At 68.4% G+C, this 19,734-nt stretch carries 18 protein-coding genes and 1 pseudogene; 7 read left to right on the top strand and 12 right to left on the bottom strand.

The window, feature by feature from the left end; translation table 11 throughout:
* Positions 1 to 14: 14 nt before the first annotated feature.
* The 4 genes from DFR45_RS06105 to DFR45_RS06090 all read right to left on the bottom strand — a co-directional run bounded on the left by DFR45_RS06105 (position 15) and on the right by DFR45_RS06090 (position 4,524).
* Positions 15 to 1,541, bottom strand: a complete 1,527-nt coding sequence (locus DFR45_RS06105; RefSeq protein ID WP_114482821.1) for a class I adenylate-forming enzyme family protein — start codon at positions 1,539 to 1,541, stop codon at positions 15 to 17.
* Positions 1,542 to 1,554: 13 nt separating this feature from the next.
* Positions 1,555 to 2,703 (bottom strand): acyl-CoA dehydrogenase family protein, encoded by a 1,149-nt coding sequence (locus DFR45_RS06100; RefSeq protein WP_114482820.1) that lies wholly within the window; start codon positions 2,701 to 2,703, stop codon positions 1,555 to 1,557.
* Between the two features lie 108 nt (positions 2,704 to 2,811).
* Entirely contained in the window at positions 2,812 to 3,561 is a 750-nt protein-coding gene (fabG, locus tag DFR45_RS06095) for a 3-oxoacyl-ACP reductase FabG (protein ID WP_114482819.1), read from the bottom strand.
* A 534-nt stretch (positions 3,562 to 4,095) separates the two neighbouring features.
* Positions 4,096 to 4,524 carry a TOBE domain-containing protein gene (locus tag DFR45_RS06090; protein ID WP_114482818.1) on the bottom strand — a complete coding sequence of 143 codons (429 nt, stop codon included), beginning with the start codon at positions 4,522 to 4,524 and terminating at the stop codon, positions 4,096 to 4,098.
* A 242-nt stretch (positions 4,525 to 4,766) separates the two neighbouring features.
* Between DFR45_RS06090 and DFR45_RS06085 the strand changes: the two genes are divergently transcribed.
* The 4 genes from DFR45_RS06085 to modC are packed head-to-tail and all read left to right on the top strand — an operon-like array spanning position 4,767 to position 8,334.
* Positions 4,767 to 5,585, top strand: a complete 819-nt coding sequence (locus DFR45_RS06085; protein ID WP_114482817.1) for a TOBE domain-containing protein — start codon at positions 4,767 to 4,769, stop codon at positions 5,583 to 5,585.
* Positions 5,586 to 5,643: 58 nt separating this feature from the next.
* Positions 5,644 to 6,423 carry a molybdate ABC transporter substrate-binding protein gene (gene modA / locus DFR45_RS06080; protein WP_114482816.1) on the top strand — a complete coding sequence of 260 codons (780 nt, stop codon included), beginning with the start codon at positions 5,644 to 5,646 and terminating at the stop codon, positions 6,421 to 6,423.
* A gap of 35 nt (positions 6,424 to 6,458) precedes the next feature.
* On the top strand, positions 6,459 to 7,196 hold the full coding sequence (gene modB, locus DFR45_RS06075) for a molybdate ABC transporter permease subunit (RefSeq protein WP_114483018.1): 738 nt from the start codon (positions 6,459 to 6,461) through the stop codon (positions 7,194 to 7,196).
* Positions 7,186 to 8,334 (top strand): molybdenum ABC transporter ATP-binding protein, encoded by a 1,149-nt coding sequence (modC, locus tag DFR45_RS06070; protein WP_194161649.1) that lies wholly within the window; start codon positions 7,186 to 7,188, stop codon positions 8,332 to 8,334. Before modB ends, modC begins: the two co-directional genes overlap by 11 nt.
* A gap of 286 nt (positions 8,335 to 8,620) precedes the next feature.
* On the opposite strand, the gene DFR45_RS06065 is transcribed toward modC, so the two are convergent.
* From DFR45_RS06065 to rfbD, 5 genes are all read right to left on the bottom strand, one after another.
* The gene (locus tag DFR45_RS06065) at positions 8,621 to 8,995 is read right to left on the bottom strand and encodes a thioredoxin family protein (RefSeq protein WP_241659284.1); all 375 of its coding nucleotides are present in this window, start codon (positions 8,993 to 8,995) and stop codon (positions 8,621 to 8,623) included.
* A gap of 85 nt (positions 8,996 to 9,080) precedes the next feature.
* Positions 9,081 to 10,412 carry a cytochrome c gene (locus DFR45_RS06060; RefSeq protein WP_114482813.1) on the bottom strand — a complete coding sequence of 444 codons (1,332 nt, stop codon included), beginning with the start codon at positions 10,410 to 10,412 and terminating at the stop codon, positions 9,081 to 9,083.
* On the bottom strand, positions 10,409 to 11,233 hold the full coding sequence (locus DFR45_RS06055; RefSeq protein WP_114482812.1) for a c-type cytochrome: 825 nt from the start codon (positions 11,231 to 11,233) through the stop codon (positions 10,409 to 10,411). Before DFR45_RS06055 ends, DFR45_RS06060 begins: the two co-directional genes overlap by 4 nt.
* A gap of 2 nt (positions 11,234 to 11,235) precedes the next feature.
* Positions 11,236 to 12,576 (bottom strand): dicarboxylate/amino acid:cation symporter, encoded by a 1,341-nt coding sequence (locus DFR45_RS06050; protein WP_114482811.1) that lies wholly within the window; start codon positions 12,574 to 12,576, stop codon positions 11,236 to 11,238.
* Positions 12,577 to 12,700: 124 nt separating this feature from the next.
* Positions 12,701 to 13,597 (bottom strand): dTDP-4-dehydrorhamnose reductase, encoded by an 897-nt coding sequence (rfbD, locus tag DFR45_RS06045; protein WP_114482810.1) that lies wholly within the window; start codon positions 13,595 to 13,597, stop codon positions 12,701 to 12,703.
* Between the two features lie 192 nt (positions 13,598 to 13,789).
* Here rfbD and DFR45_RS06040 point away from each other — a divergent pair, with 192 nt between their 5' ends.
* From DFR45_RS06040 to DFR45_RS06030, 3 genes are read left to right on the top strand one after another with little or no spacing between them, the layout of a single operon-like run.
* Complete coding sequence (locus DFR45_RS06040; protein WP_114482809.1) at positions 13,790 to 14,578, top strand: TetR/AcrR family transcriptional regulator; 789 nt, start codon at positions 13,790 to 13,792, stop codon at positions 14,576 to 14,578.
* Positions 14,518 to 15,291: a tetratricopeptide repeat protein gene (locus DFR45_RS06035; RefSeq protein ID WP_114482808.1), complete on the top strand. Its 774-nt coding sequence runs from the start codon at positions 14,518 to 14,520 to the stop codon at positions 15,289 to 15,291. Before DFR45_RS06040 ends, DFR45_RS06035 begins: the two co-directional genes overlap by 61 nt.
* Complete coding sequence (locus tag DFR45_RS06030) at positions 15,291 to 16,775, top strand: cryptochrome/photolyase family protein (protein WP_114482807.1); 1,485 nt, start codon at positions 15,291 to 15,293, stop codon at positions 16,773 to 16,775. The genes DFR45_RS06035 and DFR45_RS06030 overlap by 1 nt, the downstream gene beginning before the upstream one ends.
* Positions 16,776 to 17,725: 950 nt before the next feature.
* On the opposite strand, the gene DFR45_RS06025 is transcribed toward DFR45_RS06030, so the two are convergent.
* The 3 genes and pseudogenes from DFR45_RS06025 to DFR45_RS14795 all read right to left on the bottom strand — a co-directional run.
* Positions 17,726 to 18,499 carry a type III pantothenate kinase gene (locus DFR45_RS06025; RefSeq protein WP_114482806.1) on the bottom strand — a complete coding sequence of 258 codons (774 nt, stop codon included), beginning with the start codon at positions 18,497 to 18,499 and terminating at the stop codon, positions 17,726 to 17,728.
* A gap of 76 nt (positions 18,500 to 18,575) precedes the next feature.
* Positions 18,576 to 19,055, bottom strand: coding sequence for a rhodanese-like domain-containing protein (locus DFR45_RS14800; protein ID WP_421781579.1), 480 nt, complete (start codon positions 19,053 to 19,055; stop codon positions 18,576 to 18,578).
* A pseudogene (locus tag DFR45_RS14795) lies at positions 19,029 to 19,706 on the bottom strand (MBL fold metallo-hydrolase); the annotation flags it as partial. The pseudogene DFR45_RS14795 and the gene DFR45_RS14800, both read right to left, overlap by 27 nt.
* Positions 19,707 to 19,734 lie beyond the last annotated feature (28 nt).

The raw sequence follows: 19,734 nt of genomic DNA, 5'->3' as shown, positions 1-19,734 counted from the left end.
TATTCAATAGCATTTCAACGGTGCGCGCCCGCGAGCACCTGCTCGACCAGCTGGGCCTTGAGCACGCGCCCCGTGAGGTTGCGCGGCACTTCATCGACGAAGACCACGCGGCGCGGCTTTTTGTAGGGCGCGAGGCGCTCGGCGGCAAACGCAGCGATCTCGTCGGCGCTCGCCTGCGCGCCGGGGCGCAGCACGATCACGGCGCAGATCAGCTCCGTCCAGCGCTCGTCGGGCAGGCCGATGCAGTGCGCCTCGGCCACGGCGGGGTGTTGCTGCAGCACATCTTCGATCTCGGAGGCGTGCACGTTGATGCCGCCGCTTTTGATGATGTCGCGCTTGCGGCCCACGAAATACAGCAGCCCGTCCGCGTCGAAGCGCCCGAGGTCGCCCACGGTGAGGAATTCGCCGCGCCGCGTGCTCGCGGTGAGCGCCTCGTCCTCGAAGTAGCCGTCGTACTGCGAATCGCTGCGGCAGCAGATTTCGCCGACCTCGCCCGTGGGCACTTCGTGGCCGTCGTCGGCGAGCAGTTTGAGCTCCACGCCAAAAAACGGCCGCCCCACGCAATTGCCGTCCAAATGCGCGCGCACTTCGGGCCCTTTGAGGTTGGCGTAGGGCCCGACCTCGGTCGAGGCCGCGTAGATGTTGAGCACGCCGTCGCCCAGCCGATCGAGCAGCGTGCGCTTGAGCGCGGCGGGAATCGCGCCCGCGCCCGACTGGATCACGCGCAGGCTGCTCAGGTCGGCCGTGGCAAAGCGCGGGTGCTCGACTATGCGCTGCAGCATCGCGGGCAGCAGCATGGCCGAATGGATGCGCTCGCGCTCGATCGCGTCGAGCACCGCGCCCGCGTCGAAGTGCTCTTGCAGCGACACGCTCGCGCCCAGGTACAGCGGCAGCAGCGCATACACGCAGCCCGCCGACAGGCACAGCGGCAGCACGCACAAGGTGTGGTCGTCCATGCCGAAGCCCTGCTCGATCGCGCGCTCCTCGAAGCCGAAGCGCGAGCGCAGCGCGCCCTTGGGCCGGCCCGTGGTGCCCGAGGTGTGCAGCATGATGGTGCTGCCGTCACGTCCCTCGGGCGGTGTGCCGCCGGCCTGCGCGAGCAGATCGCCCCAGCGCAGCTCGGCGCGCGGGACTTGCGGCGCCTGCGCAGCCGCGTCGCCAAACCAGATCCAGCGCCGCGCGGGGCTCGCGAGCGCCTCGGCGCGCTCGGCAAAGCCCGAACCCAGCAAGGCCCAGCGCGCGTGCGCGGCGTCCATGCCGTAGCGCAGGTCGTCGTCGCTCAGGCGGTAGTTGAGCGGCGCCGGCACCGCGCCCAACCCCGTGAGCGCAAAGTAGGCCACGAGCATGTCGGGGTGGTTGAACGACAGCAGCGGCACCTTTTCGCCGGGCGCAATGCCCAGATCGGCCAGCGCGCACATCGCGCGTTCGGTGGCCTGCAGGAGCTCGGCGTAACTCATCCGCGTGTCGCGAAAGCGCAGGGCCGTGCGCTGCGGCACGCGGCGCGCATTCAGGCGCAAGGCTTTGAGCAGGCTCATGCCCATGGTGTCACCTCTTTCAATGGAAGGCGGAAATCCCCAGCACCTCGCGGCCGATGATCAGGGTCTGGATCTCGGTCGTGCCTTCGGGGATCATGCCGCCGCGCGTGTCACGGAAGATGCGCTCGATCGGCAAGTCCTCGCTGTAGCCCGAGCCGCCGTGCACCTGCAGCGCCATGCTGGCCACCTCGTGCGCGGCCTCGGCGGCGTAGAGCTTGGCGATCGAGCATTCGGTGCGCGCCGTGCCACCCTGGTCCAGCGTCCAGGCCGCGCGGTAGCCGAGCGCGCGCGCCGCCTCGCAGCGCACCATCATGTCCACGATGAGCTTTTGCACGAGCTGAAAGCCGCCGATAACGCGCCCGAACTGCTTGCGCTGCTTGGCGTAGTCGATGGACAAATCAAGCGCCGCACGCGCCGCGCCCACCGCGCCCATGGCCACATTGAGGCGCCCGAAGTTCAGCCCCGTGAGGATGGACTTGAGCCCCTCGCCCTCCTTGCCCAGCAGGTTCGCCTTGGGCACGATGGCGTCTTGAAAGCTCAGCTGCGAGGTGCCCGTGGCGCGGATGAACATCACGTCGGCGCGCCGCGCCTGGTACTGCGTCTCCTGGCGGTCGATCAGGAGCAGGCTGATGCCGCCGTCGCAAGTGGCGCTGTAGGTGCGCGCCACGAGCACGCCGAAGTCGCCGTGGATGCCGTTGGTGATCCAGAGCTTTTCGCCGTTGACGAGGTAATGGTCGCCGCGGTCTTCGGCGCGCGTCTCGATGCCAGCCACGTTGGAGCCGTGGTTGGGCTCGGTGATCGCCATCCAGTGGCGCAGCTGGCCCGCGAGCAGCGGCGCGAGAAAGCGCTGCTGTTGCGCGGGCGTGCCGTGGCGGTGCAGCAGCGAGGCGATGATGTTGAGCGAGTTCATCATCACGCGCAGCGACAGCCAGCAGTAGCCCGCCTCTTCCATCAAGATCGCCCAGTCCACGTAACGCAGCCCAAAGCCGCCCGCCGACTCGGGCAGCAGCCCGCCCAGGTAGCCGAACTGCTGCAGCTGCGGCAGCAAGTCCCAGGCAAATTCGCGCTTCTTTTCGCACTCGTCGATGCGCGGCGCCACACGCTCGCGCATGAAGCGCCGCACCGCGTCGCGCAGCGTGTCTTGTTCAGGGGTAAAGCCAAAATCCATGGTGCATCTTCCGTGAAGGGTGGAAAGGAGAACAGGGGAAAAGCCGGCGCAAGAAGCCGCAACGCAGGGTCGGTGCCCGTAGCCGCGGCACGCAGCAGCCGCGCGCCGTCAGCCGTAGCGCCCGCCCGTCACATGCAGCACGGCGCCGCTCACGTAGCCCGCGAGCTCGCTCGCAAGAAAGCACACCGCGCTCGCGATGTCGCGCGGCTGGCCCACGCGGCCCACGGGCGTGCGCGCAAGGGCGTTTTCCTTGATCTTGGCGTAGTGCGGCAGGTTGCGCACGCCGTCGGTCTCGATAAAGCCCGGCGCGACGGTGTTCACGGTGATGCCGTTGCGCCCGAGCTCCAGCGACAGCGCACTGCTGAAGCCCAGAATGCCCGCCTTGGCCGCCGAGTAATTGGCCTGCCCCGGATTGCCCAGGTGCGCGCGCGAAGAAATGTTGATGATGCGCCCCCACTGCTGCTCGGCCATGGTCGGCACCACGGCCTTGCTGCACAAAAACGCCCCCTTGAGGATGGTGTCCACCACCGCGTCCCAATCGGCCTCGCTGAGCTTGACGATGCGCGCATCGCGCGCAAAGCCTGCGTTGTTCACGAGGATGTGCACGCCGCCAAAGGCGTCGAGCGCCGCCTGCACGAGCCGCTCCACGTCGGCGCTGCGCGTCACGTCCGCCGCCAGCGCAATCGCCTGCAGCCCATCGCGCTGCAGCGCCGCGCAGGTCTCGGCCGCCACCGCACCGTCGATGTCGGTCACAACCACGCGCGCCCCTTCCTCGGCCAGCGCCCGCACCGTCTCCGCCCCAATCCCCCGCCCCGACCCCGTGACGATGGCCACCTTGCCTTGCAAACCCAGTTCCATGAAAACTCCTTGATTCCTAGGAGCCTGTCGGACTTTGGAATCGTCGGCTGCGAATGCACCGCAGCGGCCCATTTTTTACCGTCTTCTTGCCCCATAGTCCCGCTATGGGGCTGCGAATCCGGCAAAAACTGGCCTCGCTGGGGCACCTTCTCGCTTTCGACGCCCAAAGTCCGACAGGCTCCTAGCTGCTCACACATGCTGCACGGCGCTTTGCGGCCAAAATCTCTGGAATTCCCCCGAGACCGCCGAGCGCCGAGCCAAACAAACGTTTGCTTGACAGTTTAGCGGCACTCGCCCCGTCGTGGACATGCGCCGCTTGCATGCTGCAGTCTCGCGGGTGGTTTTTTGGGGGGCGTGGGAAGAGGGGGCGCGGGCTTGCACAGGGCAGGGAAGCTGGCGTCGTCATTCATTGATTCCAGCGCCGACCTGAATTCGAATGCCATCCCGAAAAAAATCCCGGCTTGCGCCGGGATTTTGGAATGAGAGTGGAACTACTGGCCGACGCACAGGTGGCCGATGGGCCGCATCAGCGCCTCACCCTGCCACCCCCAGCACCACATGGCTGGCCTTGATGAGCGCGGTCGCGGGGCTGCCTTCTTTGAGTTCCAGTTCGCGCACGGCTTCGCTGGTGATTACCGCGTGCACCTGGCTGCCGCCGGGCAGGGTGAGCACCACGTCCGTGTTGATCGCGCCTGGCACCAGTTTGCTCACCGTGCCGCGCAGACGGTTGCGCGCGGACAGGCGCACGCCTGCGTCGTCGGTCAGCAGCATGACCCACGAGGCCTTGACGAGCGCGAACGCCGGCTTGCCGGGCGCGAGGCCCAGCTCGCGCACGCTCGCCTGCGTGACGATGGCCACGAGCTTGTGGCCGCCGTCGGTGGTGAGCTCGACCTCGCTGTTCACGGCGCCGGCAGTGATGGCGCTGACCTTGCCGTGAAAGACGTTGCGGGCACTGACTTTCATGGTGACTCCTTTCCAATGGAAATGGTTGCGTTATGTCTTTGAAACTATCGCGCATGCTTGCTGCATGGCGTGGATCAGTGTAGGCGCAAGTCCTGTATATCCACAACCATAGCGCCTGGCGCTTTCCATCTCTTGCCTCGCATCGGTTTCAACAAAGACCTTCCAAGCGTCGTGACTGTCAGGAATTGGCCCAATTGGTTATGTAGTTTTGTATATTCCGCTATCCAAAGAAGGTGCCCACGATGTCCCAGTCCAACAAACTCATAGGCCGGCTCGCGCTCGAGACCGAGCTCGGGCCGTTTCTCGGGGCCACGCGCATCCGCCTGCTCGAAGCCATAGGCGAGCATGGCTCGATCTCGCAGGCGGCCAAGGCCGTGCCCTTGTCGTACAAGGCGGCCTGGGATGCGGTCGATGCCATGAACAATCTGGCCCACGAGCCGCTGGTGCTGCGCAGCACCGGCGGCGCGCGCGGCGGCGGCACGCGCCTGACCGACTATGGGCGCAAGGTGATCGCGCTGTACCGCGCCGTGGAGCAGGAATACCAGGGCGCGCTCGACCGGCTCGCGGGCCAGATGCAGGCGCTGAACGTGGACGACGTGCACCAGTTCCAGACGCTGCTGCGGCGCATGGCCGTGCGCACCAGCGCGCGCAACCAGTTCGTGGGCACGGTGGCGGGGCTGCACGATGGCGGCGGCGTCGATTTTGAAGTGCGCATCGCGCTCGATGCGCAGACCGAGCTCACCGCGCTGATCACGCGCGCCTCGGCGGACAACCTCGGGCTGGCGCTGGGCCAGGAGGTGGTGGCGCTGGTCAAGTCTTCCTCGCTGCTGCTGTGCACCGCGGGCATGGGGCTGCTGAGCGCGCGCAACCAGCTCTGGGGTGAAGTGAGCCACATCCACGAAGGGACGGTGAGCGCCGAAGTGAGCCTGGCGCTTGCGGGCGGCAAGACGGTGACCGCCGTGCTCACGCGCACGAGCGTGGAAAACCTCGGCCTTGCGCCGGGCGTGCGCGCCTGCGCGGTGTTCAAGGCGTCTAGCGTGATCCTCGCGGCGCTCGGTTGAGCCGTTTTTTGCAGTTTTTCGCTTCCTTCCTTTTCCCAAGCTCACCAGGAGATTTGCCATGTCCCGCCCGCTGTTCCGATCGTTGGCCCTCATCGCGGCCTTGGTGCTCAGCCTCGCCGCCAGCGCCGCGCGCGCCGACGAGGTGCAGGTGGCCGTGGCCGCCAATTTCACTGCGCCCATGCAGAAGATCGCCGCGCTGTTCGCGCAGGACACGGGCCACAAGGCCGTGCTCGCGTTCGGCTCCACGGGCAAGTTTTACGCGCAGATCAAGAACGGCGCGCCCTTCGAGGTGCTGCTTGCCGCCGACGACGAAACCCCGGCGCGGCTCGAACAAGAGGGCGCGGCGCTCGCGGGCAGCCACTTCACCTACGCCGTAGGCAAACTGGTGCTGTGGAGCGCTCAGCCCGGCGTGGTCGATGCGGCGGGCGAGGTGCTGCGGCGCGGCAATTTCACGCACCTGGCCATTGCCAACCCCAAGCTCGCGCCCTACGGCGCAGCGGGCATAGCGGCCATGCAGGCGCTGGGCGTGTACGACGCGCTCGCGCCCAAGATCGTGCAGGCCGAAAACATCGGCCAGGCCTACCAGTTCATCGCCAGCGGCAATGCGCAACTGGGCTTCGTGGCCTATGCGCAGGTGCTCGATGAACAGGGCCAGCTCAAGGGCGGCTCGATGTGGCTGGTGCCCGCCAAGCTCTACCGCCCTATCCGCCAGGATGCCGTCGTGCTCACCAAAGGCACGGCTGGCAGCCAGCCCAAGCCTGCGGTGGCCGCGCTCATGCAATACCTGCGGGGCGACAAGGCGCGCGCGGTGATCCAGACCTACGGCTACGGGCTGTGAGCCCCCACACCATCCTTTCTGCCATGCCTGCCGCCATGTCCTCCGCTCCTCCATCCGATGCCGGCGCAGCCCCGGCTTTCGCGGCCTTGTCCTCGCTGCTCGGCCCCGACGACTGGTCGGCCATTGCGCTGACCCTGCGGCTTGCCGCCACGACCACGGTGCTGCTGCTCGTGCTCGCCACGCCGCTCGCCTGGTGGCTGGCGCGCACGCGCGCGTGGTGGAAGGGGCCGGTGGGCGCCGTGGTGGCGCTCCCGCTGGTGCTGCCGCCCACGGTGTTGGGGTTTTACCTGCTCGTGCTGCTCGGGCCGCAGGGGCCGGTGGGGCGGCTCATGCAAGCCTGGGGCCTCGGGCCGCTGCCTTTTACCTTTGGCGGGCTGGTGCTGGCTTCGATGGTGTATTCGCTGCCTTTCGTGGTGCAGCCGCTGCAGCAGGCGTTCGAAGCGGTGGGCAACCGCCCGCTCGAAGTCGCCGCCACCTTGCGCGCCGCGCCATGGGATCGCTTCGTGAGCGTCGCGCTGCCGCTCGCGCGGCCAGGTTTTTTGACTGCGGGCGTGCTCGGCTTTGCGCACACGGTGGGCGAGTTCGGGGTGGTGCTGATGATGGGCGGCAACATCCCGCAGCAAACGCGCGTGGTGTCGATACAAATCTACAACCACGTCGAGGCCATGGAGTATGCCCAGGCGCACGCGCTCGCCGGCGGCATGCTGGCGTTCAGCTTCGTCGTGCTGCTGTGGCTCTATGGCCGCGGCGCGGGGAGGCGCCATGCCGGCTGAAGGCATCGCCGTGCATGCGCAGGGCGCGGCAAGCGAAGCAGACCGCGCAAGGGACGGCATAGAGGCGCGCTTTGCCATCGCCTACCCCGGCTTCACGCTGCACGCCGACCTGCATCTGCCGGGGCGCGGCGTCACGGCGCTGTTTGGCGCCTCGGGCTCGGGCAAGACCAGCTTGCTGCGCGCCATCGCCGGGCTGGAGCGGCACGCGGGCGGCCACCTCGCGGTCAACGGCGCCGTCTGGCAGGACGCGCAGCGCTTCGTGCCCACGCACCGGCGCCCGCTGGGCTATGTGTTCCAGGAGGCGAGCCTGTTTGCGCACCTGGACGTGGCGCGCAACCTCGACTACGGCCTGCGGCGCATCCCGGCTGCGGCGCGGCGCGTGCCGCGCGCGCAGGCGATCGAACTGCTGGGCATAGGTCACTTGCTGCGGCGGCGGCCCGATACGCTTTCGGGCGGCGAACGCCAGCGCGTGGCCATTGCGCGCGCGCTGCTCACCGCGCCGCGGCTGCTGCTCATGGACGAGCCGCTCGCCGCGCTCGACGCGCAGCGCAAGGCGGAGATCCTGCCCTACCTCGCACGCCTGCGCGCCGAGCTCGACATCCCCGTGCTCTATGTTTCGCACGCGCTCGACGAGGTGATCCAGCTCGCCGACCACCTGGTGCTGCTCGGCGGCGGCCGTGCGACGGGCCAGGTGCTTGCGAGCGGCCCGATCGCCGAAACCCTCGCGCGCATCGACCTGCCCACGGCACAAAGCGCCAGCGCCGCCGTGCTGATCGAGGCCACGGTGCAGGACTACGACAGCGCCTACGAATTACTGCGCCTGGGCTTTGCCGGCGGCGAGCTACTCGCGCCGCACCCCACGCCGCTCGCACCGGGCACGCGCCTGCGCCTGCAGGTACAGGCCCGCGACGTGAGCCTGGCGCTCGCGCCCGCGCCGGGCAGCTCCATCCTCAACCGCCTGCCCGCCACCGTCACGGGCCTCTGCAGCGCCGACACCCCCGCGCACACGCTGGTGCGCCTGGACGCCGGCGGCACGCCGCTGCTCGCGCGCATCACGCGCTTTTCCTGCGACCAGCTGCACCTGACCGTGGGCATGCCGGTGTGGGCGCAGATCAAGGCCGTGGCGCTGCTGGGTTGACACACGCCCGGCATGCCCGCGGTGACGAGCGCAGCGCGGCCAAGAGACCCGCGGATTTTTTGAGAAAAAGGCCATTAGGAGCCTGTCGGACTTTGGAATCGTCGGCTGCGAATGCGCCGCAGCGGCCCATTTTTTACCGGCTTCTTGCCCCATAGCACCACTATGGGGCTGCGAATCCGACAAAAACTGGCCTCGCTGGGGCACATTCTCGCTTTCGACGCCCAAAGTCCGACAGGCTCCTAGCGCTTATTTATCAAGCGCTATTAGCTACTATTTAGATAGCAAATCAGCCTTCGCGCGCAGCACGCACGCGCTCGAACACGGCCTGTGCCTCGGGGCCGGCGTCGGTGCCCGACTCGCGTGGCAGGCGCGCGAGCAGTTGCGCGAGCGCCCCGGCTTGCGGCAGTAGCGGGCCCAAAAAGCGCGCCGTGCGCCCGTCGGCCAGCAGCAGCGTGGGAAAGGTCTCCACGTCCAGCTCATCGACGAGATCGGCCTCGTCCTCGATGTCCACCCACTCGAAACGCACCTGCGGGTGCGCAGCTGCGAGCGCGTCGAACACCGCGCGGTAGCTGCCGCAGGTGCCGCACCAGGCGGCGCACAGGCAAATGGCCCACCAGCCGCGCGCGGGGTCGGAGGTGGCTGGGGTGGCAGTGGTGGACATGCGAAAGCCCATCAAAAAAAGAAGTAGCGAACAAAACCCCGCACAGGCAGCAAAACGCAGCGCGGTGGCGCGTAGCGCAAGGGAGTCAGCGCCGCTCCCTGACGTGATAAACGTCTATGGTATCGAGCGCCGCGGCATGGTTGCCCCAGGCATTGCGCACGAAGGTCGCGACCGCGGCCACGTCTTCGTCGCCCAGCAGCTGGTGGTAGGGCGGCATGCCGTAGGGGCGCGGGTTGCCAGCGGTGGCGGGCGCGTAGCCGCCTTGCAGGATCATGCGCACGAGGTTCGTCGGCTCGGCCAGCAGCACGGCGCGGTTGCCCGCGAGCGCGGGGAAGGCGCCGCGCTCGCCCTGCCCTTGCGCGCCGTGGCACTGGGCGCAGTGGTCGTGGTAAATCTCTGCGCCGCGCTGCATCAGCCTGCGCGGCGGCGCGGCAATGGGCGGCGCGGGGGGCGCGGCGCGCTCGGGCAGCGCTTGCAGGTACACGGCCATGGCGCGCGCATCCTCCTCGCTCAGGTACTGCGTGCTGCCAAACACCACCTCGGCCATGGGGCCGCTGACGCTGGCCTGTGGCGTGGCGGATGCTGCGCGTGTGACGCCCGTGCGCAGCAGCGCGACCACGTCGTCGAGCGGCCAGTGCGCGACGCCGGCCTCGCTCGCCGCGTCGAGCGCGGGCGCGTACCAGTTCTGCGCCGGAATCAGGCCGCCGCCGAGCGCCCGGTCGGCCCGACTCGCGCCGAGCAGGTTGCGCGGCGTGTGGCAGGCGCCGCAGTGCGCCAGGCCGTTCACGAGGTAGGCGCCGCGGTTCCACTGCGCGTCGCGCGCGGGGTCTGCGGCTGCGCCGTCGCCGCGCCCGGGCGTGAAGAACAGCACGCGCCAGGCCGCGAGCGCAAGCTGCGTGTCGTAGGGAAAGCGCAGCGCATGCGCGCGGCTGGGCTGCGCCACGGGCGGCAGGCTTTGCAGATAGGCGTAGATCGCGTCGGCATCGGCGCGCGTGACGTGGGTGTAGTCGGGGTACGGAAAGGCCGGGTACAGCAGGCGCCCGTCGCGCGCGCGGCCGTGGTGCAGCGCGCGCCAGAAGTCGTCGGCCGTCCAGCGGCCCAGGCCCGTTTGCGCGTCGGGCGTGAGGTTGGGGCCGTAGAGCGTGCCGAAGGGCGTTTCGATGGGCCGCCCGCCCGCGTAGGGCGCGCCGCCGCGCGCGGTGTGGCAGCCCATGCAGTTGCCCACGCGCGCCAGATAGGCGCCACGTGCGCGCAAGTCGGCCTGGGCTGCGGCAGAAGCCGCCGCCGGAGCGCGCGCGGCCGCAGCCCCTTCTTCCCCTGCGCCCTGCAATTCGCGCAGCAGCAAAGCGCCCACCGCGCCGGCGAGCACCAGCAGCACCAGCAGCACCAGGGCCAGCGTCCAGCGCACGCGCTTCATGTGCGCCCCCTCTGGTCGGCCGCGGGCAGCGCGACGCCGCCGCAGCGCAGCGGCAGCGGCGCGGGCAGCTGCGCCGCGGGTTTGCCGTGCGCGGGCACGGGCTGCGCGGCGAGCCAGGCAGAGATCGCGCTGACCTCGTCGGCCGACAGTTTGCGCGCCACTTCGGCCATGCAGTCGGGCGCCTGCGCGTGGCGCTGGCCGGTCTGCCAGGCGCCGAGCTGGCTGTTGAGGTAGTCGCGCGGCAGCCCGAGCAGGCCGGGAATGGCGGGCGCCACGCCCGTCATGGCGCTGCCGTGGCACTGCACGCACGCGGGCAGGCGGCGCGCCGCGTCGCCGTGCTGCACGAGGCGCTGCCCGAGCGCGATCTGTGCGGGCGCGGCCTGCGGCGCGGGCGGTGGCGGATAGGGCAGATCCAGCGCCGCAAAGTAGGCCGCGATCTCGTGCAGGTAGGCGTCGCTGAGCGTTTCGAGCAGGTGGCTCATGGGCGCGTAATTGCGCCGCCCGTCGCGAAAGTTGAACAGCTGGTTCGCCAGATAACCCGCCGGCTTGCCCGCGATGCGCGGAAAGTAGCCCTCGGGCGTCGCGCGCCCTTCCTTGCCGTGGCACAGCGTGCAGGCGCGCACGCGCGGCGCCATGTCAACAGCCGCCGAAGCAGGCGGCGCCTGGGTCATGGCCGTGGAACTGCTGGGTGGTGCGGCTGCCGTGGCATCTTGCGCCGCAGCCGTACCCGCGACGAGCAGCATGGCCACCATCGCGCACGCCTGGGCCGCGCGGCGCAAATGTGCCACCCATTGCAGCCCTGGTACCAATGTGCGCCGCATCGTCAGTCGTCCGCCGTCGGCCCGACCAGCAGCTCCTCGTGCACGACCTCGGGATGGTCGAGCACGTAGGCGAGCCTTTCCTGGTCGAGCTGGCCTTCCCAGCGCGCCACGACCACGGCGGCGCAGGCATTGCCAACGAAGTTGGTCAGCGCACGGCATTCGGACATGAAGCGGTCTATGCCCAGAATCAGGGCCATGCCCGCGACGGGCAGCTCGGGCACCACGGCGAGCGTGGCCGCGAGCGTGATGAAGCCCGCGCCGGTCACGCCCGCCGCGCCCTTGGAGCTGATCATGGCCACGAGCAGCAGCAAAATCTGGTGCGTCAGACTCAGGTGGATGTTCAGCGCCTGCGCGATGAACAAGGCGGCCATGGTCATGTAGATGTTGGTGCCGTCGAGGTTGAACGAGTACCCGGTGGGGATCACCAGGCCCACGACGGACTTGCCGCAGCCGGCCTTTTCCATCTTGTGCATCAGATTGGGTAGCGCCGATTCGGACGAACTGGTGCCGAGCACGAGCAGCAATTCTTCCTTGATGTAGCGAATGAGCTTGACGATGGAAAAGCCGTTGTAGCGCGCCACCAGGCCGAGCACGACGAGCACGAACAGCAAGGCCGTGATGTAGAAGGCCAAAATCAGGTAGGCCATGTTGCCGATCGACTTGATGCCGTATTTGCCCACCGTGAAGGCCATGGCGCCGAACGCGCCCAGCGGCGCGGCCTTCATCAAAATCGCCACGAGCTTGAACACCGGCACCGACATGTGCTCGAAAAAGCTCAGGATCGGCTTGCCCTTGTCACCGACCGAGGCGAGCGCAATGCCAAACAGCACCGCCACGAACAGCACCTGCAAAATGTCGCCCTCGACGAGCGGGCTCACCACCGTGTTCGGGATGATGTTGAGCAAAAAGCCGGTGATGGTGGCGTCGTGCGCCTTGCTCACGTAGCTGGCGACCTTGCTGGTATCGAGCGATGCCGGGTCGATGTTCATGCCCGCGCCCGGCTGCAGCACGTTGGCCACGACCATGCCGACCACGAGCGCGAGCGTGGAAAAGGTCAAAAAATACACCATCGCCTTGCCGACCACGCGCCCCACGGTCTTGAGGTTGCTCATGCCCGCGATGCCGGTGACGACGGTCAGGAAGATCACCGGCGCGATGATCATCTTCACGAGCTTGATGAAAGCGTCGCCCAGCGGCTTCATGGCCGCGCCCGTGTCGGGCCAAAAGTAGCCCAGTGCAACGCCAATCGCAATGGCAATCAACACCTGCACGTAAAGAATCTTGTACCAAGGCAATCTGGGGGCTGGGCGGGCGGACGCTTCGAGCTGCTCGGCGGTCAACATGGCGGGTTCTCCGAAAGGATGAAGGCGGGGGCACGGGACGCATGCGCACGCCAGACGCGAGCGCAAGGGCGCGCATCATAAAACTTGCTGGCGCCGCAAGCCCGGGGCCTGCGCGCATGGCACTTCATGGCAGGAAAACCTCCTGCAACATGCGCGCCACGCCCTGCTGCCACGGCGGCAGCACGAGCCCGAAGCGTTCCTGCAGGCGGCGGCAATCGAGGCGCGAATTGTGCGGGCGCGGCGCCGGCAGGGGGTAGGCGCTCGTGGGGATGGGAAGCAGCTCTTTTGCTTTTATTTCGAGAGCTGGAAGCGCTTGCCGCACCTGCTCTAGAACGTATTTTGCATACGAAAACCAGGTCGCTTCACCGGCTGCGGCGAGGTGGTACAAGCCGCCGTCTTGCGGCCGCACCTGGACATGGCGCAGCATGTGCGCAGTGCAGTCTGCAAGCAGATCGGCCCCCGTGGGCGCGCCCCATTGGTCGTCGATGACGGTGAGGCGTTCGCGCTCTTGCGCCAGGCGCAGCATGGTTTTGGCGAAGTTGCCGCCGCGCGCGCCGTAAACCCAGCTGGTGCGCACGATGAGGTGCTGCGCGCCCGCCTGCCGGATGCGCTGCTCGCCCTCCCACTTGCTACGGCCATAGACGTTCAGCGGCGCCGGTGCGTCGGTCTCGCGCCAGGGACGGCTGCCGCTGCCGTCAAAAACGTAGTCGCTGCTGTAGTGCACGAGCCAAGCGCCCAGGCGCGCGGCCTCTTCGGCGAGCACACCGGGCGCAACGGCGTTGACGGTATGCGCCAATTCGGGCTCGCTCTCGGCGCGATCGACGGCGGTGTAGGCCGCTGCGTTGACGATGACCGCGGGGCGCAGCGCCCGCACCGTGGCCGCGAGATCGGCAGGGCGCGCGAGGTCGCCGCAATGCGCCGTGCTGTGGCGGTCGAGCATGGTGACATGGCCCAGCGGCGCCAGGCTGCGCTGCAGCTCCCAGCCGAGCTGGCCGTTTTTACCCAAAAGCAGAATGTCCATGGCAGTGATGATTTTTGGCGCTGCGCGAGCCGATGGGCGCAAATTATCGTTGCGACGCCCCTACCTCGCATCGCTGCGCATCGCGCTTGCACGGATGCTGCATTGCACAAGCCCGGCTCGGTTAGAGTAGCGGCAGGAGACGAGTACCCATGCGCCAAAACCGCCGCGTACCCACACGACAAAGAGCCGTCCATGGTCAAAAAAGCGCCACGCCGCACCGCCGAGCGGATTCTCGAAACCGCGCTCGCGCTGTTCAACCGTTTCGGTGAACCGCAAGTCTCGACCACACGGCTCGCGGCCGAGCTGCGCATCAGCACGGGCAACCTGTACTACCACTTCGCTGGCAAAGAGGTACTCGTGAACGCCCTGTGCGATCGCTATGCACTGGCGCTGCCCGCGGTGCTGGAGATGGCGGGCAGCGTGCGCGAAGTCGGGCAGGCCTGGCACTTCGTGCACGCCCTGCTCACGCGCATCTGGGAATTTCGCTTCCTGTACCGCGACCTCAACGACTTGCTTGCGCGCAACCACCGCCTGGAGCTGCAAATGCCGCAGTTGCTGCGGCAAAAAACCGACGCGCTGCACACCTTGCTGTGCTGCCTGGAGCAGGCCCAGGCCCTGCTGCCTTTGGCCCCGCCCGTGCGCTGCGCCACCGCGGTCGATATGGCCATCGTGCTCAGCTATTGGCCGAGCTTCGAATACCTGCACGATCCCCGCCATGCCCTCGAGCCCGAAAACGCACCCGCGGCGATTGCGCGCGGCACGCAGCACGCGCTGTACCTGCTCGCAGCCCAACTGTGCGCGCCGCAACGCCAGGCCCTGCTGGCCCTGATTCAGCGCAGCGACTCCCTGCCCAGCCCCGGCGCCGCCTGGCCGGCACACGGATTGCCTGCAAAATTCCCATCCCAGCCCGGAGACGCACCATGGCGCAATGGACCCCTTTCCCCTACAGCGACCTCTACCGCTTCGACCCCGCGCGTCTGAAGCAACTGTGGCCACGCCTGCACGCGGGCGACGCCGAGCCCTACCCCAGCGACGAGAAACTGCAGCACGCCTGGCTGCTGCTGCACAGCGGCCAGTTCCAGGAGGCGGCCGAACTCGGGCAGCGCCTGGGCGGTGCAGGCCTCACGGTGGCAAACAAGGCCACGGCGCTGTACGCCAACTACCTCGAACCCAGCGAGTCGGCACGCCAGGACTTGCTGCTGCAGGTGGCCGAGCGCGCGCAGGCGCAAGCCGCCGACGCGCCCGACAACCCCAACGCCTGGTTCTGGCGCGCGTATGCGCTCGCCCGCTACGGCCAGAGCATCAGCGTCGCCAAAGCCGTCGCCCAGGGCCTGGGCAACGCGGTCAAGGAGTCACTGCAAAAAACCCTGGCGCTTGCGCCGCAGCACGCGCACGCACACATCGCACTCGGCGCCTTCGACGCCGAGGTCATAGACAAGCTCGGGCCGCTCGTGGGGCAGATGACCTTCGGCGCGAAGAAGGAAACCGCGCTCGCGCACCTGCGCCAAGGGCTTGCGCTGCACCCGCAATCGACCATCGGCCTGATCGAATACGCGAACGCGTTGATGATGCTCGAAGGCGAACCCAAAATGGACGAAGCGACGCGGCTTTATGAGCAAGCCGCCGCCATCGCGCCGCTGGACGCGGCCGAGCACCTGGACGTGGAGCTCGCGCGCGCCGAGCTCGAGGGCTGATGACCGCACGCAACCCAGTTGCGCCGCCGCCCGCGCTCGTATGGTTCCGGCGCGACCTGCGCGACCACGACCACGCCGCGCTCAGCGCCGCACTGCGCACGGGTGGCGCGGTGTATTGCGTCTTCGTTTTCGACACCGACATACTCGACGCGCTGCCGAGCCGGCGTGACCGGCGGGTGCACTTCATCCACGGCAGCCTGCAGGCGCTCGACGCCGCCTTGCGCGCGCGCGGCGGCGCCCTGATCGTGCGCCATGGCCGCGCCGTGCAGCACATTCCGGCGCTCGCCCAGGCCCTCGCCGTGGGCGCCGTGCACGCGAATCGCGACTACGAGCCCGCCGCCAAGGCGCGCGACCAGGCCGTGGCACACGCGCTCGCGCCACTGGGCATCGCGCTGCACCTGCACAAAGACCAGGTGGTCTTCGACGGTGACGCCGTGCGCACACGCGCGGGCACGCCGTTCACCGTCTTCACGCCCTACAAAAATGCCTGGCGCCAACGCCTGCTGCAGCACGCATCCCCGCACGCGCCGCCAGACGAGCTACCCGACCTTGCCGCGCACCCCTGCGCAGGCCCGATCGCAAGCCCGCCGCCCCACCTGTCGACCGGCATCCCTACGCTCGCCGACATCGGCTTCGAAGCAACGAACCTGCCCGAGCTCGGCATCACGCCCGGCATGCCCGGTGCACGCGCGCTCTGGGAGTCGTTCGCGCAGGGGCGCATCCAGCGCTATGCGGACCTGCGCGACTACCCCGCACGCCGCGGCGTGAGCTATCTTTCGGTGCATCTGCGCTTTGGCACCATCGCGATCCGCGAACTCGTGCGCCACGCGCTCGCCCTGCGCGCCGACGCCTGGCTCGACGAGCTCATCTGGCGCGACTTTTTCTTCATGATCCTCGACCACTTCCCGCACGTGGTCGAGCGCGCGTTCAAACCCGCATATGACGCGATCGAATGGGACGACTGGCCACAGGGCCTGGCCGCGTGGCAGGCCGGGCGCACCGGCTACCCGCTCGTTGACGCAGCGATGCGGCAACTGCTGCACTGCGGCTGGATGCACAACCGCCTGCGCATGCTCACGGCCTCGTTCCTGTGCAAAGACCTGGGGATCGACTGGCGCCTGGGCGAGCGCCACTTTGCCGCGCAGCTCAACGACTTCGACCTTGCCGCAAACAACGGCAACTGGCAATGGGCCGCCTCGAGCGGCTGCGACGCTCAGCCGTACTTTCGCATCTTCAACCCCGTGAGCCAGTCGCAAAAGTTCGACCCCCAGGGCGACTTCATCCGCCGCTACGTCCCCGAGCTCGCGCGCGTACCCCTGCCCTTTTTGCACGCCCCGTGGACCATGGATCGCCACACCCAGCAGGCCGCGGGCATCACGCTGGGGCAGGACTACCCACTTCCCATCGTCGAGCACGCCAGCGCCCGCCTGCGCACGCTCGCGCGCTACGCGGTGGTGAAGGCGCAAAACGGAATGGGCACGTAAGGTCACTCCCAGCGCTCTGGCAGCCTGTCGGACTTTGGAATCGTCGGCTGCGAATGCGCCGCAGCGGCCCATTTTTACCGTCTTCTTGCCCCATAGTCCCGCTATGGGGCGGCGAATCCGGCAAAAACTGGCCTCGCTGGGGCACCTTCTCGCTTTCGACGCCCAAAGTCCGACAGGCTCCTAGATTCCCTCACCCCCTGTGGGGCCCGCAATGACGGGTTGCTTTGCAGCGAAACGGGGGCGTTGCAAAAGGCCGAGCGTAGCGATGGCCCGTGCGGTATCCCTGGCCCTTCTGTATGCGCCGAGGAGCGCAGCGCCCGGCGGATCAAGGGCGCGCGATTGTTTGAGCGCAGCGAGTTTCGCGCGACCCCGCCGGGCGTGAGCACCGCAGGTTGCCCTGGGCGCCGTGAGGCGCACAGGGACGCAGACAGCAGGGTCGCCTTCTTTTGCCTACTTTTCTTGGCGAGACAAGAAAAGTAGGTGCGCCGCCGGGCGCACATCCCGGCACCCGCCCTTTGCCCCGTCACCACCGCCCGGAAATTGGAATCTGACCCCAATTACGGTTCCGCACCCCCTGCGGGGCCCACAATGACGGGTTGTTTTGCAGCGAAACGGGGGCGTTGCAAAAGGCCGAGCGTAGCGATGGCCCGTGCGGTATCCCTGGCCCTTCTGTATGCGCCGAGGAGCGCAGCGCCCGGCGGATCAAGGGCGCGCGATTGTTTGAGCGCAGCGAGTTTCGCGCGACCCCGCCGGGCGCGAGCACCGCAGGTTGCCCTGGGCGCCGTGAGGCGCACAGGGACGCAGACAGCAGGGTCGCCTTCTTTTGCCTACTTTTCTTGGCGAGACAAGAAAAGTAGGTGCGCCGCCGGGCGCACATCCCGGCACCCGCCCTTTGCCCCGTCACCACCGCCCGGAAATTGGAAAATCTGACCCCAATTACGGTTTTTTGCTCAGTCCGCGTCGCCAAAACGCCGCATCGCAATCTGCAGCAAGCCGTCGAAGATCAGGTTCTCTACGAGCTCGAATGGGCGCGTCATGCTGGGCGCCATCTTCCAGCCCGCGCCGCCGGTCATGAGGCAGGCGGGCTCTTCGCCGCAGCGCTGCAGCAGGTGCTGGTACATGCGCTCGACCGCGCCGGCGATGGCGTAGGTGCCGCCGCTCGTGAGCGCGTCGCTGGTGTTCGTGGGAAAGAGCCGCACCTCGCCCGTGGGCACGTGCAGGCCCGCCGTGCCGGCCTCGAGCGCGCGCAGCATGATGCCGTGGCCCGGCAGGATCAGGCCGCCGAGAAAGTTGCCCGCAGCATCTATGCACTCCACGGTCACGGCCGTACCCACCATCACGAGTACGATGGGGCGCGGCGCGCCTTGCGCAAGCACATGGTGGCGCGCGCCTATCATGGCCACCCAGCGGTCTGCACCCAGGCGCGAGGGGTAGTCGTAACCGTTGGTCAGGCCCGCTTCCTGCGCCGAGGGCACGACCCACTGCGGCGTCACGTCCCACAGCTCCATCTGCTCGACCACGCGGCGCCGCGCGATGTCGCCTGCGACCACGCAACCGAGCATGCGCTTGGGGGCTGGCAGATTCGCCCAGCTGCCTTCGGCCAGGCGGTCGATGTGCTCGAGGAACTCGGTGCCCTGCGCGAGCAGCGCGGCGCCCGGGCGGTGCGCGTCGTACAAAGCCCACTTGAGGCGCGTGTTGCCGACGTCTATGGCGAGGAATGTCATGGGCGGATTATGGGGTTTCAGCTACCCTCGCGCAGCCGCAGCGCACGTGAGGCCATCGGCGCGACAGCACTCGGCCTCAGCTCTGGCGCCAGGGCAGGCCATGGAAGCGCCAACCCCCCAGGCGCCCGCGCTGCGCGTGCAGGTCGAGATCCCCCTCGAAGCCCTCGAGCACGTTGTACGCCGTGAGGCCCAGCGCGGTCGCACGGCGCGCGGCGGCGATGGAGCGCACGCCGCTGCGGCAGATCAGCAGCGCCGGCATGCCGCGCGGCACGGCGGCGCACAGCTGCGCGTCGAAGTCGGGGTTGGGCAGCATGTCGGGCCACTGCTTCCAGGGCACGGCGAGGGCGCCGGGCACTTCGCCGACCCAGGCACGCTCGGCGTCGCTGCGCACATCGACGAGCACGCCCCGGCCTTGCTGCACCCATTGCCAGGCCAGCTGGGGCGGGATGTCGCCCGCGTAGCCGCTCGCGGGGCGCGGCTGCTGGGCGGCAGCAGCGGCGCCGTCGGCATCATGGCGCGGATGCGGAGGCAGCCCCGAGTGCAGATTCGCTGGCACGGCGGTGTCCATGCGCTGCGGGCGCGGCAGCTTCAGTTGCGCCATGAGCGCGATGAACTCATCCTCGCTGCGCCCCGCAAGGCGCGCGTTGCCGGCTTTTTCGGCGCCTATGGTCGAGTGGCTGCGGCCGTGGTAGTCGTGGCCGGGCCAGACCAGGGTGTCGCCCGGCAGCGTGAACAGCTGCGTGTGGATGCTGCGGTACAGCGCCGCGGCGCTGCCCGATTGGAAGTCGGTGCGCCCGCAACCGTCGATCAGCAGCGTGTCGCCGGTGAACACGTGGTCGCGCCAGAGGTAGCACATGCTGCCCGCGGTGTGCCCGGGCGTGTGCAGCGCGCGCAGGGTCTCGGCGCCGAATGTCAGCGTGTCGCCGTGTTGCAGTTGTACCGCGGCCGTGCCTATGCCGCAGCCCGCAGGCGCGGCCAGGCGCGCACCCGTATGCTCGGCCAGGCGCGCTGCGCTCGTCACGTGGTCGGCGTGCGCGTGCGTCTCGAGCACCCAGCGCAGACGCAAGCCCTGCGCCTGCAGCACGCCGAGGTCGCGCTCGAGCTGTTCATCGACCGGGTCAATGACGAGCGCCTCGCGCGTGGCCGGGTCGTGCAGCACGTAGGTGTAGGAGCTCGACTGCGGGTCGAAAAGTTGCAGAGGAAACATGGCGTGGGGGAGTAAAACACGAAAACGG

Source organism: Extensimonas vulgaris (assembly GCF_003337425.1).
In the GTDB taxonomy this organism is placed as follows: domain Bacteria; phylum Pseudomonadota; class Gammaproteobacteria; order Burkholderiales; family Burkholderiaceae_C; genus Extensimonas; species Extensimonas vulgaris.
The sequence above is the reverse complement of the archived record's forward strand: the minus strand, read 5'-3'. Positions and strand labels throughout refer to the sequence as shown.

Excerpts from the sequence above, each read along its gene's own strand:
- DFR45_RS06030 (WP_114482807.1), top strand. The coding sequence starts at position 15,291 with ATGACCGCACGCAACCCAGTTGCGCCGCCGCCCGCGCTCGTATGGTTC.
- DFR45_RS06035 (WP_114482808.1), top strand. The coding sequence starts at position 14,518 with ATGGCGCAATGGACCCCTTTCCCCTACAGCGACCTCTACCGCTTCGAC.
- rfbD (WP_114482810.1), bottom strand. The coding sequence starts at position 13,597 with ATGGACATTCTGCTTTTGGGTAAAAACGGCCAGCTCGGCTGGGAGCTG.
- DFR45_RS06050 (WP_114482811.1), bottom strand. The coding sequence starts at position 12,576 with ATGTTGACCGCCGAGCAGCTCGAAGCGTCCGCCCGCCCAGCCCCCAGA.
- modA (WP_114482816.1), top strand. The coding sequence starts at position 5,644 with ATGTCCCGCCCGCTGTTCCGATCGTTGGCCCTCATCGCGGCCTTGGTG.
- modB (WP_114483018.1), top strand. The coding sequence starts at position 6,459 with ATGTCCTCCGCTCCTCCATCCGATGCCGGCGCAGCCCCGGCTTTCGCG.
- DFR45_RS06090 (WP_114482818.1), bottom strand. The coding sequence starts at position 4,524 with ATGAAAGTCAGTGCCCGCAACGTCTTTCACGGCAAGGTCAGCGCCATC.
- DFR45_RS06055 (WP_114482812.1), bottom strand. The coding sequence starts at position 11,233 with ATGCGGCGCACATTGGTACCAGGGCTGCAATGGGTGGCACATTTGCGC.
- DFR45_RS06085 (WP_114482817.1), top strand. The coding sequence starts at position 4,767 with ATGTCCCAGTCCAACAAACTCATAGGCCGGCTCGCGCTCGAGACCGAG.
- DFR45_RS06060 (WP_114482813.1), bottom strand. The coding sequence starts at position 10,412 with ATGAAGCGCGTGCGCTGGACGCTGGCCCTGGTGCTGCTGGTGCTGCTG.
- DFR45_RS06105 (WP_114482821.1), bottom strand. The coding sequence starts at position 1,541 with ATGGGCATGAGCCTGCTCAAAGCCTTGCGCCTGAATGCGCGCCGCGTG.
- modC (WP_194161649.1), top strand. The coding sequence starts at position 7,186 with ATGCCGGCTGAAGGCATCGCCGTGCATGCGCAGGGCGCGGCAAGCGAA.
- DFR45_RS06040 (WP_114482809.1), top strand. The coding sequence starts at position 13,790 with ATGGTCAAAAAAGCGCCACGCCGCACCGCCGAGCGGATTCTCGAAACC.
- DFR45_RS06100 (WP_114482820.1), bottom strand. The coding sequence starts at position 2,703 with ATGGATTTTGGCTTTACCCCTGAACAAGACACGCTGCGCGACGCGGTG.
- DFR45_RS06025 (WP_114482806.1), bottom strand. The coding sequence starts at position 18,499 with ATGACATTCCTCGCCATAGACGTCGGCAACACGCGCCTCAAGTGGGCT.
- DFR45_RS06065 (WP_241659284.1), bottom strand. The coding sequence starts at position 8,995 with ATGTCCACCACTGCCACCCCAGCCACCTCCGACCCCGCGCGCGGCTGG.
- fabG (WP_114482819.1), bottom strand. The coding sequence starts at position 3,561 with ATGGAACTGGGTTTGCAAGGCAAGGTGGCCATCGTCACGGGGTCGGGG.